We start from the raw sequence: 14,309 nt of genomic DNA, 5'->3' as shown, positions 1-14,309 counted from the left end.
CCCTAACCCTCTTCCCTAAGGGGAGAGGGAACATGGCATCCCTCGCCCCTCTGGGGAGAGGGGCTGGGGGTGAGGGGATTACTTCTTCTGGTCTTTCTTCGGCCAGTCGTCGTCGTCATCCCACTTGTCGTTAAAATCACGATGAGGCGGAAGATCCGGCTTGTTGGCGAGGAATTTTTTATGGTCAACGCGCTTAAGATCTTTAATCACGTTAAGCAATACGCCTACCAGAAACACTAACACCAGAATCCACCAGTACTTTGCAAGCCAATCCATTCGCTATTCCTCTCAGAGCGCTCGTCAGGCGACGATTTGCTCCATAATACGTTGATACATACGGGCCAGCAGTTGTAAATCCGCGGCATTTACACACTCATTGATTTTATGAATGGTCGCGTTCACTGGCCCCAGTTCGACAACCTGAGCTCCCATGCGGGCGATAAAACGTCCGTCTGAAGTGCCACCCGTCGTCAGCAGTTGTGGCTTAATTTCATTATAGTGCTCGATGGCGTTCACCACCGCATCCACCAGTTTGCCACGCTGTGTCAGGAACGGCTGGCCGGAAAGCCACCAGTCCACGGTGTAACGCAGCTGATATTTTTCCAGCAGGGCGATAACGCGCGCTTTGATCATCTCATCGGTCAGTTCCGTGCTGAAACGGAAGTTAAACTGAACGAAACAATCGCCCGGGATCACGTTGTTGCTGCCGGTTCCTGCCTTCACGTTCGCAATCTGCATGCTGGTTGGGGGGAAGAACTCATTGCCTTTGTCCCACTCAATGCTCACCAGTTCACTCAGCATCGGCGCTGCGCGGTGAACTGGGTTATCGGCCAGATGCGGGTACGCCACGTGTCCCTGTACGCCGTGAATGGTCAGGTTACAGGTTAACGAACCGCGGCGGCCATTTTTCACCACATCGCCCACCACCTCGGTGCTGGACGGCTCGCCGACCAGACAGTAGTCCAGACGCTCGTTGCGGGCCATCAGGGCCTCAACAACCTTGACGGTGCCGTTATGGGCGCTGGCTTCTTCATCAGAGGTAATGAGAAACGCGAGACGGTTTTTATGGTTCGGGTGCTGGGCGACAAAGCGCTCAGCCGCCACAACCATTGCCGCCAGGGAACCTTTCATGTCTGCGGCACCGCGGCCAAAGAGCATGCCATCGCGGATGGTTGGTTCAAATGGAGGGTTGATCCAGCGGTCCGCATCACCTGCGGGAACCACGTCGGTATGCCCGGCAAAGGCCAGCGTTTCGCCCTGGCCACGCCACGCCCAGAAATTCTGGGTGTCGCCAAAATCCATACGCTCCACGGTAAAACCGATGGCACGCAGGCGCTCAATCATTAATGCCTGACAACCTGCGTCGTCCGGGCTAAGGGAAGGACGGCGAATAAGCTGCTGAGTCAGCTCAATGACCGGGCATGACATAAACTACACCTCAACGAAAAAAGTCGGAATAAAGGGTTTCACTGAAACCCAGCAGCATAGGCTGCCCGGGCGCGCAGAGCAATGGGCGTTTGATGATTGCTGGCATTTCAAGCATCAGATTTGCTGCGCTGTTGGCATCCTTGATGCTGGCACGCAGTGATTCGTCCAGCTTGCGCCAGGTCGTGCCGCGGGTGTTCAGCAGCGCTTCCCACCCCAGTTCGTTAATGGCGGTATGCAGAAATTCTGCATCAAGCCCATCGGCACGGTAATCGTGGAAGCGGTACTCGACGTTGTTAGCTTCGAGCCAGCGACGGGCTTTTTTGATCGTGTCACAATTTTTAATGCCGTACATGACAACCATGTTGAATCCTTTTGTTCTTATGACCATTAAATGTTCAGTAAATTCGAAGATATATCCTTAAACGGAATATAACACATTCAGAAACGCTCTGGATTAACACCTCTTTTTAATTCAACTCACACCTGTACGCTGAATATTCTTTCATCATTTAAGCATAGATGTCCATCAGGTATAAATTGTCTGTAAACTCAGCGGGTAAAATAAAACTCACCCGTGCGTAGGGTTATTTCAAAATATTGCTGGCCGTCACACAAAATTTAAGGTTCTCCGTTCATATTTATCATAAATCCAGCGCGCAGACGGGGTACAATCACAGCAATCGGTTAAATTGTCTTCACAATGATGATACGTTTTCGTAGAATGCGCATAATAATAAGAGAGGTTGTTATGATTGAACGTGAACTGGGGAACTGGAAAGATTTTATCGAAGGCATGCTTCGTAAATGACATTCAGTAAGAATTGCAAGAGCACTTAAATAAGTAAAATAACCATAGTGTGAATTAATCACACAGTAAAAAGGCGGCCTACTGAGCCGCCTTTTTTATTTTCACTATCTTATTCAGGCCGTTCCTTGAGCGGGAAGCGGCGACGTACCAGCACGAAGAACAGCGGCACAAAATAAATGGCCAGGATCGTGGCTGAAATCATTCCTCCCATGACGCCTGTACCTACCGCATGCTGGCTGCTGGAGCCTGCACCTGAGCTGGTTGCCATCGGTAACACCCCGAAGACAAACGCCAGCGAGGTCATCAGGATTGGACGTAAGCGCTGACGGCAGGCATGCAGCGTGGACGCCATCAGTTCATGGCCTTTCGCATTCATCTCATTGGCAAACTCAACAATCAGGATGGCGTTTTTCGCCGACAACCCAATCACGGTGAGCAGCCCCACCTGAAAGTAAACGTCGTTCTCCAGACCGCGCATCCAGGTGGCGAGCAGCGCGCCGATCACGCCAAGCGGTACCACCAGCATGACCGAGAACGGGACTGACCAGCTTTCATACAGCGCCGCAAGACAGAGGAAGACCACCAGCAGCGAAAGCGCGTAAAGCGCGGGAGCCTGCGCCCCGGAGAGCCGCTCCTGATAAGACATGGCCGTCCACTGCAGACCAAAGCCAGCGGGCAGCTGTTGCACCAGCTTTTCCATGGTGTCCATCGCCGTACCGGTGCTGACGCCCGGCGCGGCTTCACCGACGATCTCAACGGCGGAATAGCCGTTATAGCGCTCCAGACGCGGAGAACCGCTCTCCCAGTGCGAGGAGGCGAAGGCGGAGAACGGCACCATGCCGCCCGCATTGTTGCGGACATACCAGCGGTTAATATCGTCCGGCAGCATGCGGTATGGCGCGGCGGATTGCACATACACTTTTTTAACGCGACCGCGATCCATAAAGTCATTCACATAACTTGAACCCCACGCCGTTTGTAGCGTGTCGTTGATGTCGTCGATGGAAACGCCCAGCGCCTGCGCCTTACGCTGATCAATATCGACCTGCAGCTGCGGGCTGTCATCCAGACCGTTGTGACGGACGCGGGTCAGACCCGGATCTTTACCGGCCAGCTCTAACAGTTTGTCGCGCGCCGCCATCAGCGCCGTGTGGCCCGCACCGGCATGGTCCTGCAACTCCATGTCAAACCCGGCAGAACTGCCGAGACCGCTGATGGCCGGTGGGCTGCTGGCAAAAACACGAGCCTCTTTGATACGGGAGAAGGCTTTGGTCGCGCGTTCGATAATGGCAAACGAGGTGCCCGTTTTCGTATCGCGTGCGTCCCAGTCTTTCAGGCGCACAAACATACGCGCAACGTTCTGCCCGTTCCCGCCCGGGCCGGAGCCGACGGTGGAGAAGACCGACACCACGTTATCTTTCTCTTTGGTAAAGAAGTACTGCTCCACCTTCTGAACTACCTTCAGCGTTTGCTGCTGCGTTGATCCGCTCGGGAGCTGCACCGAAGTGATGAACATCCCCCGGTCTTCCTGCGGCAGGAACGAAGTCGGCAGATGCAGGAACAGCCACACCATACCGCCCAGCAGCACAACATAAATCATCATCCAGCGCAGGCTGCGGTGCAGCACCTTGCCGACGGCGGTTTCATAACGCGCGGCACTGCGGTTGAACATGCGGTTAAACCAGCCAAAGAAGCCCTTCTGACCGTGCTGCTCCCCTTTATGTAGCGGCTTGAGGAGGGTGACGCAGAGGGCAGGCGTGAGGATCAACGCCACCAGCACCGAGAGCACCATTGCGGAGACGATGGTGATTGAAAACTGACGATAAATGGCGCCGGTTGTGCCGCCGAAAAACGCCATCGGGATAAAGACCGCCGAGAGCACCATCGCGATGCCAACTAACGCCCCCTGAATTTGTCCCATCGATTTACGCGTGGCCTGACGCGGGGAAAGCCCTTCCTCGCTCATGATGCGCTCGACGTTTTCGACCACCACGATGGCATCGTCCACCAGCAGGCCAATCGCCAGCACCATTGCAAACATCGTCAGGGTGTTAATGCTGTAACCAAACGCATAAAGCACGGCGAAGGTACCCAGCAGCACCACCGGAACGGCAATGGTCGGGATCAGCGTTGCGCGGAAGTTTTGCAGGAACAGGTACATGACCAGGAAGACCAGCGCGATCGCTTCCAGCAGCGTTTTCACCACATCTTCAATAGAGGCTTTAACGAAGGAGGTGGTTTCGTAGGCGACTTTGTATTCCAGCCCGTGGGGAAAATAGTGCGACAGCTCATCCAGACGATCCAGCACCAGCTGCGCGGTGGCCATTTCATTGGCCCCGGAGGCCAGTTTAACCCCCAGACCGGAGGCCGGATTACCGTTAAAGCGGCTGAGATAATCATATTTCTCTGCCCCCATTTCTACCGTGGCGACATCGCCCAGGCGGACCTCTGAACCATCCTGATTTACGCGCAGGGTAATGTTGCGAAACTGCTCCGGGGTCTGAAGCAGCGACTGTGAGTTAATGGTGGCATTCAACGCTTGTTTATCGACGGAGGGCGTTCCCCCCAGTTGTCCCACCGCAATCTGGGCGTTCTGGGATTTAATGGCATCCGTCACGTCGGTTGCCGTCATCTGGAAGCTGTTCAGCTTATTCGGATCAAGCCAGATACGCATTGAATACTGAGAGCCGTAAGCGTCGATATCACCGACGCCGTTAATACGGCTGAGGGGATCCTGAATATTACTGGCGACGTAGTCCGCAATGTCCTGCTTATCCATGGAACCGTCGGTAGAGACAAACGCAATAGTCAGGATGTTGGTGTCACCGGTTTTACGTACGGTAACCCCCTGATTCTGCACCGCCTGAGGCAGTTTACGCATCGCCGACTGCAGCTGGTTTTGCACCTGCTGTACGGCTTCGTCCGGATCCGTACCGGCGGTAAAGCTCAGGGTGACGGTCGCCTGGCCCGTGGCGCTACTCTGCGAGGACATGTACATCAGGTTATCCAGACCCGTCATGTTCTGCTCGATAACCTGCGTAACGGTATTTTCCAGCGTTTGTGCTGAAGCTCCGGGGTAGTTTGCCGTGACGCGCACGTTTGGTGGTGCCAGGTCGGGATATTGCTCAACAGGAAGTGAAGTAATGGCCAGGACACCTGTCAGACACAACAGAATGGCAAGTACCCAGGCAAAAATGGGGCGATCGATAAAAAAATTCGCCATGAAAATGAGACCTCGTTTTGCTGCACGTCATTATTGTTTATTGCCCGCATCACTTTAGCGGCAAGACGAAGACCAAACGTGGAGAAATAAAGGAGATAGTGTAAATTATCATGCGCTTTTCTCTGCGCTTCACCTTTTACCGTTATTTACCTCCCGGCCCCGTTTGTCGGGAAGATCACGCTCACCAGCGTCCCCCCGTTTTGCGGCTGGGAAAAGTGCAGCGTTCCGCCAAGTCTCGCCGCCCGTTCGCGCATAATATTCAGCCCGTAATGTCCCGGCGGCTCGCTGGCTTCGCCAATCCCGATACCGTTATCGCGAATGCTGACGCTGTGGGTGCCGTCAGCAGACGTCACGCAGCTGACGGTTATCTCGCTGGCCTGGGCGTGCTTCATCGCATTCAACACCGCTTCACGCACGATCTGCAGCAAATGCACCTGTTTCTGGGCATCCAGCGCCAGCGAGGAGAGGCGGCAGTCGAGGTGCAGCTTTGCCTGCGTCTGGCTCTGTAACCCGTCCAGTGACTCCTGTAGGGCCGCGGGCAGATTGGCGTGGTTAAGCGTCAGGCGGAAGGTGGTAAGCAGTTCCCGCAATTGATGCCAGGCGTTGTTAAGCTCGCGGGAAAAGTCGGTGATAATGGTCTGCGCCGGGGCATTTTCCTGCGGGATAGCGCGTTTCAGTAGCGCCAGCTGAATACGTAAATACGACAGTACCTGCGCCAGGGAATCGTGCAGCTCGCGGGCGATCGTCGCGCGTTCTTCCATCAGCAGCAACTGCTGGTAGTGCTTTTGCGCCTGGTTGAAATACAGTCCGCGTCCGAGCATTGTCGCCACGCTTTCCATCAGCGGCAGAGGAACGTGGCCCGTCTCGCTTTGCCAGCGTAATTCCCCGTACAGGGTATCCTGCATCAGCACGGGCAGCGTTTGGACAGGGCTCCCGGTTGATTCGATACCCTCACTGAGCCGCCAGTCGTCGCTGGTGCGCAACTCCAGGTAGTTCATCTGCGTGTACTCATGCACTATCTGCAAAATATGCCGGAAACAGTGGCTGTCTATCTGGCCGGTATTCAGTGCCTGAGAGCATTTAAACAGCATCTCGAGCTGCTGATGCGCCTCATTCAGATGCTGCGTCTTTTCCGCTACGGAGTGTTCAAGCGAGCGATACAGCGTATGCAGCTCGGCAGACATGTGGTTGAACGCCCGGGAAAGTTGGCCCAGCTCGTTTGGCAGCGCGGTATCCGGTGCAGGCGTATCGAATTGCCCCCGCTCAATGCGCTCGCTGGCCGCCACCAGATTATTCAGCGGTAACACCACCTGGCGGCGGATGCGTCGCAGGGTAAAGATCGTCAGGATAAGGATGCCCATCCCGCCCGCCAGGGAGATCAGAATCACCGCCCGGATTTTATGTTCGGTGTAGTGCTGAAGGGCGAGCACAAAGGCGTCAATCCGGCCGACAAAGTCTTCAATGTGGGCCTGATACCACCCGATATCGCCGCGAGCGATGTGGTTGTCCATCTCCTGCCATGCCAGATGCAGCTGCTGATAGCGCGCCTTAACATCGTCCGGCACGTACCAGCGGCTCAGCTTCTGTAGCGCAGGGGCGCTCAGCGTCTGCTGCCAGCTCTCGCGATGCGCCGCCAGGGCGTCGCTGTTGCGTTGCATCTCATAGCCCAGACGGTAGCTCTGCATTCGCAGGGAACCGGCAATATTGATGGCTGCTGCATCCCGCTGGCTGCTGGCAAGCGTGAACAGTGCGACGGTGCTGGTCAGAACGGACAGCACGATAATGGAAATGAAAGCCCGGGCCAGGCTTCCGGAAACGGGTCGTTTAACGGTCACAGAACAGCTTCCTGAAAAAAATTGATCTGCCACAGGTTCACTGGAGATAGTTCGGCTTCCTGGGCATTTGTACATTGCCTGATAGCGCCGCCGTGGGTAAATACAATATTCCTATAAAGAATAAGGTTATTGAACCAAAAACAGGTGTCGTTATGAATCGTTTTATTATGGCCAACAGCCAGCAGTGTATAGGGTGCCGTGCCTGCGAAGTGGCCTGCGTGATGGCGCACAACGATGAACAACACGTGCTGAGCGAACGCCATTTTCATCCCCGCATCACTGTCCTGAAATCTGGCGCGAAGAGCACGCCTGTAATCTGCCACCATTGCGAGAATGCGCCCTGCGCGCAGAGTTGCCCTAACGGGGCCATCAGCAAATGCGATGACAGCGTACAGGTGAATCAACAAAAATGCATTGGCTGTAAAGCCTGCGTGGTTGCCTGTCCGTTCGGCACGATGGAGATCGTTATTACGCCTCTCGACAAGGACAACGTAAAAGCCTCGGCGCATAAATGCGATCTTTGCCACACGCGCCCACAGGGCCCGGCCTGCATCGAAAATTGTCCGGCACAGGTGCTTACCCTGGCGACGCCCGCCGTGCTGAATCACCTGGCGAAAACCCGCCGCCAGCGCACCGCCCGTCAGGAGGCGCAGCCCTGGCACGGCGAGGCGGTAAGGCCAGAACTGCCGCACACCCGCTTTGAGCAGATGAGAAACACACCGCGACGCGGGGAGCCGGATAAACTCGCCGCGAATGCACGCGTCAGCCATTTTCAGGAGATCTACCTGCCGTTTCGGGCAGAGCAGGCCGCGCGTGAGGCATCGCGCTGCCTGAAGTGCGGCGAACACAGCATTTGTGAATGGACCTGTCCGCTGCACAACCATATCCCCCAGTGGATTGAACGCGTTAAAGCGGGGGATATCGCCGGGGCGGTTGAGCTTTCACACCAGACCAACTGTTTACCTGAAATTACCGGCCGCGTCTGCCCGCAGGACCGATTATGTGAAGGCGCCTGTACCGTGCGTGATATCTCAGGCGCGGTGACCATTGGCAACATCGAGCGCTATATCTCTGACCAGGCGCTGGCGATGGGCTGGAAGCCGGATCTGAGCGGCGTGACACCGGTTGATAAACGTGTGGCGGTGATTGGCGCGGGGCCTGCGGGGCTTGCCTGTGCCGACGTGCTGGCGCGCAGCGGTGTCAGCGTCACGGTCTATGACCGGCACCCGGAGATTGGCGGCTTGCTGACGTTTGGTATCCCGGCCTTTAAGCTCGATAAATCGCTGCTCGCACGGCGCAGGGAGATATTCACGGCCATGGGGATCCAGTTCGTTCTGAACTGCGACGTCGGACAGGATGTGCCGATGTCACAGCTGCAACGCGAATACGATGCACTGTTTATTGGTGTGGGAACCTATCGTTCCATGAAAGCGGGTATCGCGCATGAAGATGCGCCCGGCGTCTATGACGCGTTACCTTTCCTGGTGGCAAACACCCGCCACGTGATGGGGCTTGAGGCAACAACCAAAGAGCCATTTATCGATACCCGGGGGCTGAACGTGGTGGTGCTCGGCGGGGGCGATACCGCCATGGACTGTGTCCGCACCGCGTTACGTCACGGTGCGGCAAAGGTAACCTGTGCCTACCGCCGGGATGAAGCCAATATGCCGGGCTCGAAAAAAGAGGTGAAGAATGCGAAGGAAGAGGGCGCCGCGTTTGAGTTTAACGTTCAGCCCGTGGAGTTAACTCTGGCACCTGACGGACAGGTCAACGGCATTCGCATGCTGCGTACCGAACTCGGCGAACCGGATGCTCAGGGCCGTCGTCGGCCGGTACCGATAGCGGGGAGCGAATTTGTGATGCCTGCGGATGCGGTGATCATGGCATTTGGTTTCAATCCACACGAGATGCTGTGGCTGCAGGCGCAGGGCGTGGAGACGGATAGCTGGGGACGAATTATCGCCTCGGTGGAGAGCCGCTATCGCTATCAGACCTCTAACCCGCAAATTTTCGCAGGCGGTGACGCCGTACGCGGCGCAGATTTAGTTGTCACCGCCATGGCGGAAGGGCGACATGCCGCGCAGGGTATCCTCGACTGGCTGGGCGTCAGCGCGTTAAAAACGCATTAAATCGGGTGGGCGACAAAGCGGGGTTCACGGCGTAATATAGGCAGACTCATTGTGTTGTGGAGCCCGTATGACCCTGAAAATTGACGTTATCAAAGACAAAATCCTTTCTGATAATTACTTTGTCCTGCGTAACATCACCTATGATTTAACGCGTAATAACGGGGACGTGATCCGCCACAAACGTGAGGTTTACGACCGCGGCAATGGGGCAACCATTCTGCTTTATAACCGTGAAAAGCAGAGCGTGGTGCTGATCCGCCAGTTCAGGGTGGCGACGTGGGTCAATGGCAATCCGGACGGACGGCTGATTGAAACCTGCGCTGGTCTGCTGGATGACGATGAGCCGGAAGTATGTATCCGCAAAGAAGCCATCGAGGAGACGGGCTTTGAAGTGGGTGAGGTTAAAAAAGTTTTCGAACTGTTTATGTCACCCGGCGGCGTGACGGAAATCGTCCATTTCTTTATTGCCGAATACAGCGATGCGCATCGTATCCATCAGGGCGGTGGCGTGGAAGATGAAGATATCGAGGTGCTGGAGATACCGTTTGTCCAGGCGCTGGAGATGATCCGTACCGGGGAAATTAAAGATGGTAAGGCTGTAATATTACTGCAGTATTTACAAACAACCGGGCTGATGGATCCCTCTTTCGAACGGATGTAGTTTGTTTTTCGGATAAATCTATCCGATAAATCCGATTGAGCAACCCCGGCGGGAACACGAAGATACTGCCCAGTTAAGCGTTTTCGTTCCGGGATTGTGCCATTCATGCGCTACTGCGTTATTATTTTTTTCCTGATTTGTGTGCTCCCCGCGCCTCGTGTGTGGGCTGCGCCTGCACAGCAATCATTCTCAGACTGGCAGGTGACCTGCAATAACCAGAATTTTTGCCTGGCACGCAACACCGGTGAACACCGTGGTCTGGTGATGACGCTTAGCCGCAGCGCTGGCGCGAAAACCGATGCCTCGTTACGTATCGATCTCGGCGGTCTTTCAGACCCGTCTGTCAAAGAGCCTGCAATTGCGCCGCGCCTGCTGCTGGATGGGGTGCCCGTGACGCTGGAGCGCCAGCACTGGCAGTTAACGCCCTGGCATCTGAAAACGGACGATGCTGCGACCATCACTGCATTTCTTAAGCATATCCAGGAAGGGAAAGCGCTAACCCTGCGTGATGGCAAGCAGGCGATCTCCCTCAGTGGCCTGAAAGCGGCGCTGTTGTTTATCGATGCGCAGCAAAAGCGCGTCGGCAGTGAAACCGCCTGGATTAAAAAAGGTGACGATCCGCCGTTAAGCGTGCCGCCCGCACCGGCCCTGAAAAAGGTGGCGGTTGTGAATCCCACCCCGACACCGCTCTCCCACAGCGAACTGAACGATCTGCTGGATTATGGTACCTGGCGGATGAATAACAGCCAGTGCTCGCTCGACCCCAACCGTCGGGAAGTGCGCGTCACTGCGCTTACCGATGACAAAGCGCTGCTGATGGTCAGTTGCGAAGCGGGGGCCTATAACACCGTCGATCTGGCCTGGCTGGTATCACGTAAAAAACCGTTTTCTTCCCGTAGCGTCAGGCTGCGTCTGCCGTTTACGCCGTCCAGCGGCAGCAGTGAAATGGAGTTAATGAACGCTCGCTTTGATGAGAAAACGCGTGAGTTGACCACCCTGGCGTTAGGGCGGGGGATTGCCGACTGCGGTATCCAGACGCGCTGGCGCTTTGACGGCCAGCGCTTCCGTCTGGTGCGTTATGCCGAGGAGCCCAGCTGCGATAACTGGAATGGGCCAGATGCCTGGCCCACGTTGTGGATCACACGCTAGTTTTGCCGGGTGGCGCTAAAGCACGCTTAACGCCTTCTCAACGACGTTCTCAACGGTAAAACCGAAATACGGGAACAGCTTGTCGGCCGGCGCCGATTCACCGTATCCCCGCATGCCGACAATGGCCCCTTTCAGCCCGACATATTTGTACCAGTAGTCGGCAATGCCAGCCTCAACCGCCACGCGGGCCGTCACGCTGGATGGCAGGACCGATTCACGATATGCCTCATCCTGTGCGTCAAAGATGTCGGTTGAAGGCAGGGAAACCACGCGCACCGCGTGACCTTCGGCAGTCAGCTTCTCCGCCGCTTTGACGGTAATCTCCACCTCGGAACCGGTGGCAATCAGGATCACATCCGGCTTGCCGCCGCTGTCCTTCAGAATGTAACCGCCGCGGGCAATGTCTTTCACCTGCTCCGGCGTGCGTTCAATCTGCGCCAGGTTCTGACGTGACAGGATCAGCGCCGTCGGTCCATTATGGCGCTCTACTGCCAGCTTCCAGCCCACCGCGGCCTCGACCTGATCGCACGGACGCCAGGTGCTGAAGTTTGGCGTCAGGCGCAGGCTCGCCAGCTGTTCAACGGCCTGGTGGGTTGGCCCGTCTTCCCCAAGCCCGATGGAGTCATGGGTGTAAACCATAATCTGCCGCGCTTTCATCAGGGCCGCCATGCGCGCGGCGTTACGGGCGTATTCCACAAACATCAGGAAGGTGGCGGTGTAGGGGACAAATCCCCCGTGATGAGCGATACCGTTGGCAATGGCGGTCATGCCGAACTCGCGTACGCCATAGTGAATATAGTTTCCGGCGATATCCTCTTTCAGCGATGTCGAGCCAGACCAGATGGTCAGGTTGCTGGGGGCCAGATCCGCCGAACCGCCCAGCAGTTCAGGCAGGATTGGGCCAATCGCATTCAGGGTGTTTTGCGATGCCTTACGGGTGGCGATTTTGGCCGGGTTAGATTGCAGGTTTTCAATCAGCGCCTGCGTTTTCTCTTCCCAGTCCTCCGGTAGACCTCCGCTCATGCGGCGGGTGAATTCGGCCGCCAGCTCCGGGTAGGCCTTTTTGTAGGCGGCAAATTTCTCGTTCCAGGCGTGCTGGGCCTTTTCACCCTCTTCACGGGCATCCCATGCGCGGTAAATCTCTTTCGGAATTTCGAACGGCGGATATTTCCATCCCAGTTTCTGCCGGGTCAGCGCCACTTCCTCATCACCCAGCGCCGCACCGTGCGCCTCTTCTTTACCTGCTTTGTTCGGCGAACCAAAGCCGATAACCGTGCGGCAGATAATCAGCGACGGTTTGTCCTTCACGCTTTGCGCTTCCTGAATTGCTTTTTTCACCGCCTCGGGATCGTGGCCGTCAATTTCATGCACCACATGCCAGTGGTAGGCTTCAAACCGTTTTGCCGTGTCGTCGGTAAACCAGCCCTCGGTTTCCCCGTCTATGGAGATGCCGTTGTGGTCATAGAAGCCAATCAGCTTGCCCAGCCCCAGCGTGCCCGCGAGCGAACAGACCTCATGGGAGATCCCCTCCATCAGACAGCCGTCACCCATAAAGACGTAAGTGTAGTGATCGACGATGTCATGCCCCGGCTGGTTAAACTGCGCACCCAGCGTGCGTTCCGCGATGGCCAGCCCAACGGCGTTGGCTAAACCCTGTCCCAGCGGCCCGGTGGTGGTTTCCACCCCTGGCGTATAGCCAATCTCCGGGTGGCCGGGGGTTTTCGAATGCAGCTGGCGGAAGTTTTTCAACTCTTCGAGCGGCAGATCGTAGCCGGACAAATGCAGCAGGCTGTAGAGCAGCATCGACGCGTGGCCGTTAGAGAGAATAAAACGGTCGCGATCGTACCAGGTGGGGTCGTTAGGGTTGTGCTTCAGGAAATCATTCCACAACACTTCGGCAATATCTGCCATGCCCATTGGTGCGCCAGGGTGGCCGGAATTGGCTTTTTGCACGGCATCCATGCTGAGGGCGCGAATGGCATTGGCTAACTCTTTACGGGACATAGTTCACTCCGTGGCAAGGTTAAAGTTTGGCGGCGAGAAGATCTTCAAGTTTGCGCTGGTCGACGGCGAACTGGCGGATGCCGTCCGCCAGTTTTTCCACGGCCATTGGGTCCTGATTGTGCTCCCAGCGGAATTCCGCTTCGGTCATGGCTTTCGGTTTGGGCAGTACGGTGGAGGTCGGTACCAGTTTACGGATCACCGTCTCTTCTTTGTCCTGCAGCTTTTTCAGCAGGTCAGGGGAGATGGTCAGACGGTCACACCCTGCCAGCGCCAGGATCTGCTCGGTGCGGCGGAAGCTGGCCCCCATTACGATGGTCTCGTAGCGGTGCTGCTTGTAATAGTCGTAGATATTACGTACCGACTTCACGCCCGGGTCTTCTTCTACCACGTACGGATCCATCGGCTGTTTTGCCTGATACCAGTCGTAGATGCGCCCGACGAACGGTGAGATCAGGAATACGCCCGCTTCGGCACAGGCGCGCGCCTGCGCAAACGAGAACAGCAGCGTCAGGTTGCAGTGGATCCCCTCTTTTTCCAGCACTTCCGCCGCGCGGATGCCTTCCCAGGTGGAGGCGAGCTTAATCAGAATGCGTGATTTGTCGATCCCCTGCTCCTGGTAGAGTTCGACGAGGCGGCGGGCTTTATTGATGCTCTTCTCTTTATCGAAGGAGAGGCGGGCGTCGACTTCGGTGGAGACGCGCCCCGGGATGCTTTTCAGAATTTCCGCACCGAAATTAACCGCCAGCTTGTCACTGGCTTCGGCAACCTGTTGTTCCTGGGTTTTGCCGCGCTGTTTGCCATAGGCAATGGCGTCATCAATCAGATGACTAAAATGGGAAAGCCCTGCCGCTTTGAGCAGCAGCGACGGGTTGGTGGTTGCGTCTTCAGGCTGGTAGTGCCGAATCGACTCGATATCGCCGCTGTCTGCAACCACGGTAGTGAATTGTTTGATGCCGTCAAGTTGGTTCATAAGTCATGACTCCTTGAAAATAAAAGCGTTAGACGAGTGCGTTAGTTCACACTTCTGGAAAAATCATGATGGACTTAACAAAAAAGCATAGCAGACGGGGGA

At 56.1% G+C, this 14,309-nt stretch carries 11 protein-coding genes; 4 read left to right on the top strand and 7 right to left on the bottom strand.

What is annotated here, in order from left to right:
• Window positions 1-78: 78 nt before the first annotated feature.
• The 3 genes from ECL_RS18750 to ECL_RS18740 are packed head-to-tail and all read right to left on the bottom strand — an operon-like array spanning window position 79 to window position 1,789.
• Window positions 79-276: a YpfN family protein gene (locus ECL_RS18750; RefSeq protein WP_013098222.1), complete on the bottom strand. Its 198-nt coding sequence runs from the start codon at window positions 274-276 to the stop codon at window positions 79-81.
• Between the two features lie 24 nt (window positions 277-300).
• Window positions 301-1,428 carry a succinyl-diaminopimelate desuccinylase gene (gene dapE / locus ECL_RS18745; RefSeq protein WP_013098221.1) on the bottom strand — a complete coding sequence of 376 codons (1,128 nt, stop codon included), beginning with the start codon at window positions 1,426-1,428 and terminating at the stop codon, window positions 301-303.
• A 10-nt stretch (window positions 1,429-1,438) separates the two neighbouring features.
• Window positions 1,439-1,789 carry an ArsC family reductase gene (locus tag ECL_RS18740; RefSeq protein ID WP_013098220.1) on the bottom strand — a complete coding sequence of 117 codons (351 nt, stop codon included), beginning with the start codon at window positions 1,787-1,789 and terminating at the stop codon, window positions 1,439-1,441.
• 387 nt (window positions 1,790-2,176) lie between these two features.
• On the opposite strand from ECL_RS18740, the gene ypfM reads away from it, so the two are divergent.
• The gene (ypfM, locus tag ECL_RS18735; protein WP_015572204.1) at window positions 2,177-2,236 is read left to right on the top strand and encodes a protein YpfM; all 60 of its coding nucleotides are present in this window, start codon (window positions 2,177-2,179) and stop codon (window positions 2,234-2,236) included.
• Between the two features lie 109 nt (window positions 2,237-2,345).
• On the opposite strand, the gene acrD is transcribed toward ypfM, so the two are convergent.
• Both acrD and narQ read right to left on the bottom strand, forming a co-directional pair.
• Entirely contained in the window at window positions 2,346-5,459 is a 3,114-nt protein-coding gene (gene acrD / locus ECL_RS18730; protein WP_013098219.1) for a multidrug efflux RND transporter permease AcrD, read from the bottom strand.
• 146 nt (window positions 5,460-5,605) lie between these two features.
• Window positions 5,606-7,294, bottom strand: coding sequence for a nitrate/nitrite two-component system sensor histidine kinase NarQ (gene narQ / locus ECL_RS18725; RefSeq protein WP_013098218.1), 1,689 nt, complete (start codon window positions 7,292-7,294; stop codon window positions 5,606-5,608).
• A gap of 152 nt (window positions 7,295-7,446) precedes the next feature.
• Here narQ and aegA point away from each other — a divergent pair, with 152 nt between their 5' ends.
• From aegA to ECL_RS18710, 3 genes are all read left to right on the top strand, one after another.
• Window positions 7,447-9,423: a formate-dependent uric acid utilization protein AegA gene (aegA, locus tag ECL_RS18720; protein ID WP_013098217.1), complete on the top strand. Its 1,977-nt coding sequence runs from the start codon at window positions 7,447-7,449 to the stop codon at window positions 9,421-9,423.
• 67 nt (window positions 9,424-9,490) lie between these two features.
• Window positions 9,491-10,084 (top strand): GDP-mannose pyrophosphatase NudK, encoded by a 594-nt coding sequence (gene nudK, locus ECL_RS18715; protein ID WP_013098216.1) that lies wholly within the window; start codon window positions 9,491-9,493, stop codon window positions 10,082-10,084.
• 105 nt (window positions 10,085-10,189) lie between these two features.
• Window positions 10,190-11,233, top strand: a complete 1,044-nt coding sequence (locus ECL_RS18710) for a DUF1176 domain-containing protein (protein ID WP_013098215.1) — start codon at window positions 10,190-10,192, stop codon at window positions 11,231-11,233.
• Between the two features lie 15 nt (window positions 11,234-11,248).
• On the opposite strand, the gene tkt is transcribed toward ECL_RS18710, so the two are convergent.
• Entirely contained in the window at window positions 11,249-13,237 is a 1,989-nt protein-coding gene (tkt, locus tag ECL_RS18705) for a transketolase (protein WP_013098214.1), read from the bottom strand.
• 19 nt (window positions 13,238-13,256) lie between these two features.
• On the bottom strand, window positions 13,257-14,207 hold the full coding sequence (gene tal, locus ECL_RS18700) for a transaldolase (protein WP_013098213.1): 951 nt from the start codon (window positions 14,205-14,207) through the stop codon (window positions 13,257-13,259).
• Between the last annotated feature and the right edge of the window lie 102 nt (window positions 14,208-14,309).

The organism is Enterobacter cloacae subsp. cloacae ATCC 13047 (assembly GCF_000025565.1).
GTDB lineage: Bacteria > Pseudomonadota > Gammaproteobacteria > Enterobacterales > Enterobacteriaceae > Enterobacter > Enterobacter cloacae.
Note: the sequence above shows the minus strand (reverse complement) of the source record. Positions and strands in the feature narration are given on the sequence as shown.

Bases quoted from the DNA above. Each gene is read 5' to 3' on its own strand.
- ECL_RS18750 (WP_013098222.1), bottom strand. From the start codon at position 276: ATGGATTGGCTTGCAAAGTACTGGTGGATTCTGGTGTTAGTGTTTCTG.
- dapE (WP_013098221.1), bottom strand. From the start codon at position 1,428: ATGTCATGCCCGGTCATTGAGCTGACTCAGCAGCTTATTCGCCGTCCT.
- ECL_RS18740 (WP_013098220.1), bottom strand. From the start codon at position 1,789: ATGGTTGTCATGTACGGCATTAAAAATTGTGACACGATCAAAAAAGCC.
- acrD (WP_013098219.1), bottom strand. From the start codon at position 5,459: ATGGCGAATTTTTTTATCGATCGCCCCATTTTTGCCTGGGTACTTGCC.
- aegA (WP_013098217.1), top strand. From the start codon at position 7,447: ATGAATCGTTTTATTATGGCCAACAGCCAGCAGTGTATAGGGTGCCGT.
- nudK (WP_013098216.1), top strand. From the start codon at position 9,491: ATGACCCTGAAAATTGACGTTATCAAAGACAAAATCCTTTCTGATAAT.
- ECL_RS18710 (WP_013098215.1), top strand. From the start codon at position 10,190: ATGCGCTACTGCGTTATTATTTTTTTCCTGATTTGTGTGCTCCCCGCG.
- tkt (WP_013098214.1), bottom strand. From the start codon at position 13,237: ATGTCCCGTAAAGAGTTAGCCAATGCCATTCGCGCCCTCAGCATGGAT.
- tal (WP_013098213.1), bottom strand. From the start codon at position 14,207: ATGAACCAACTTGACGGCATCAAACAATTCACTACCGTGGTTGCAGAC.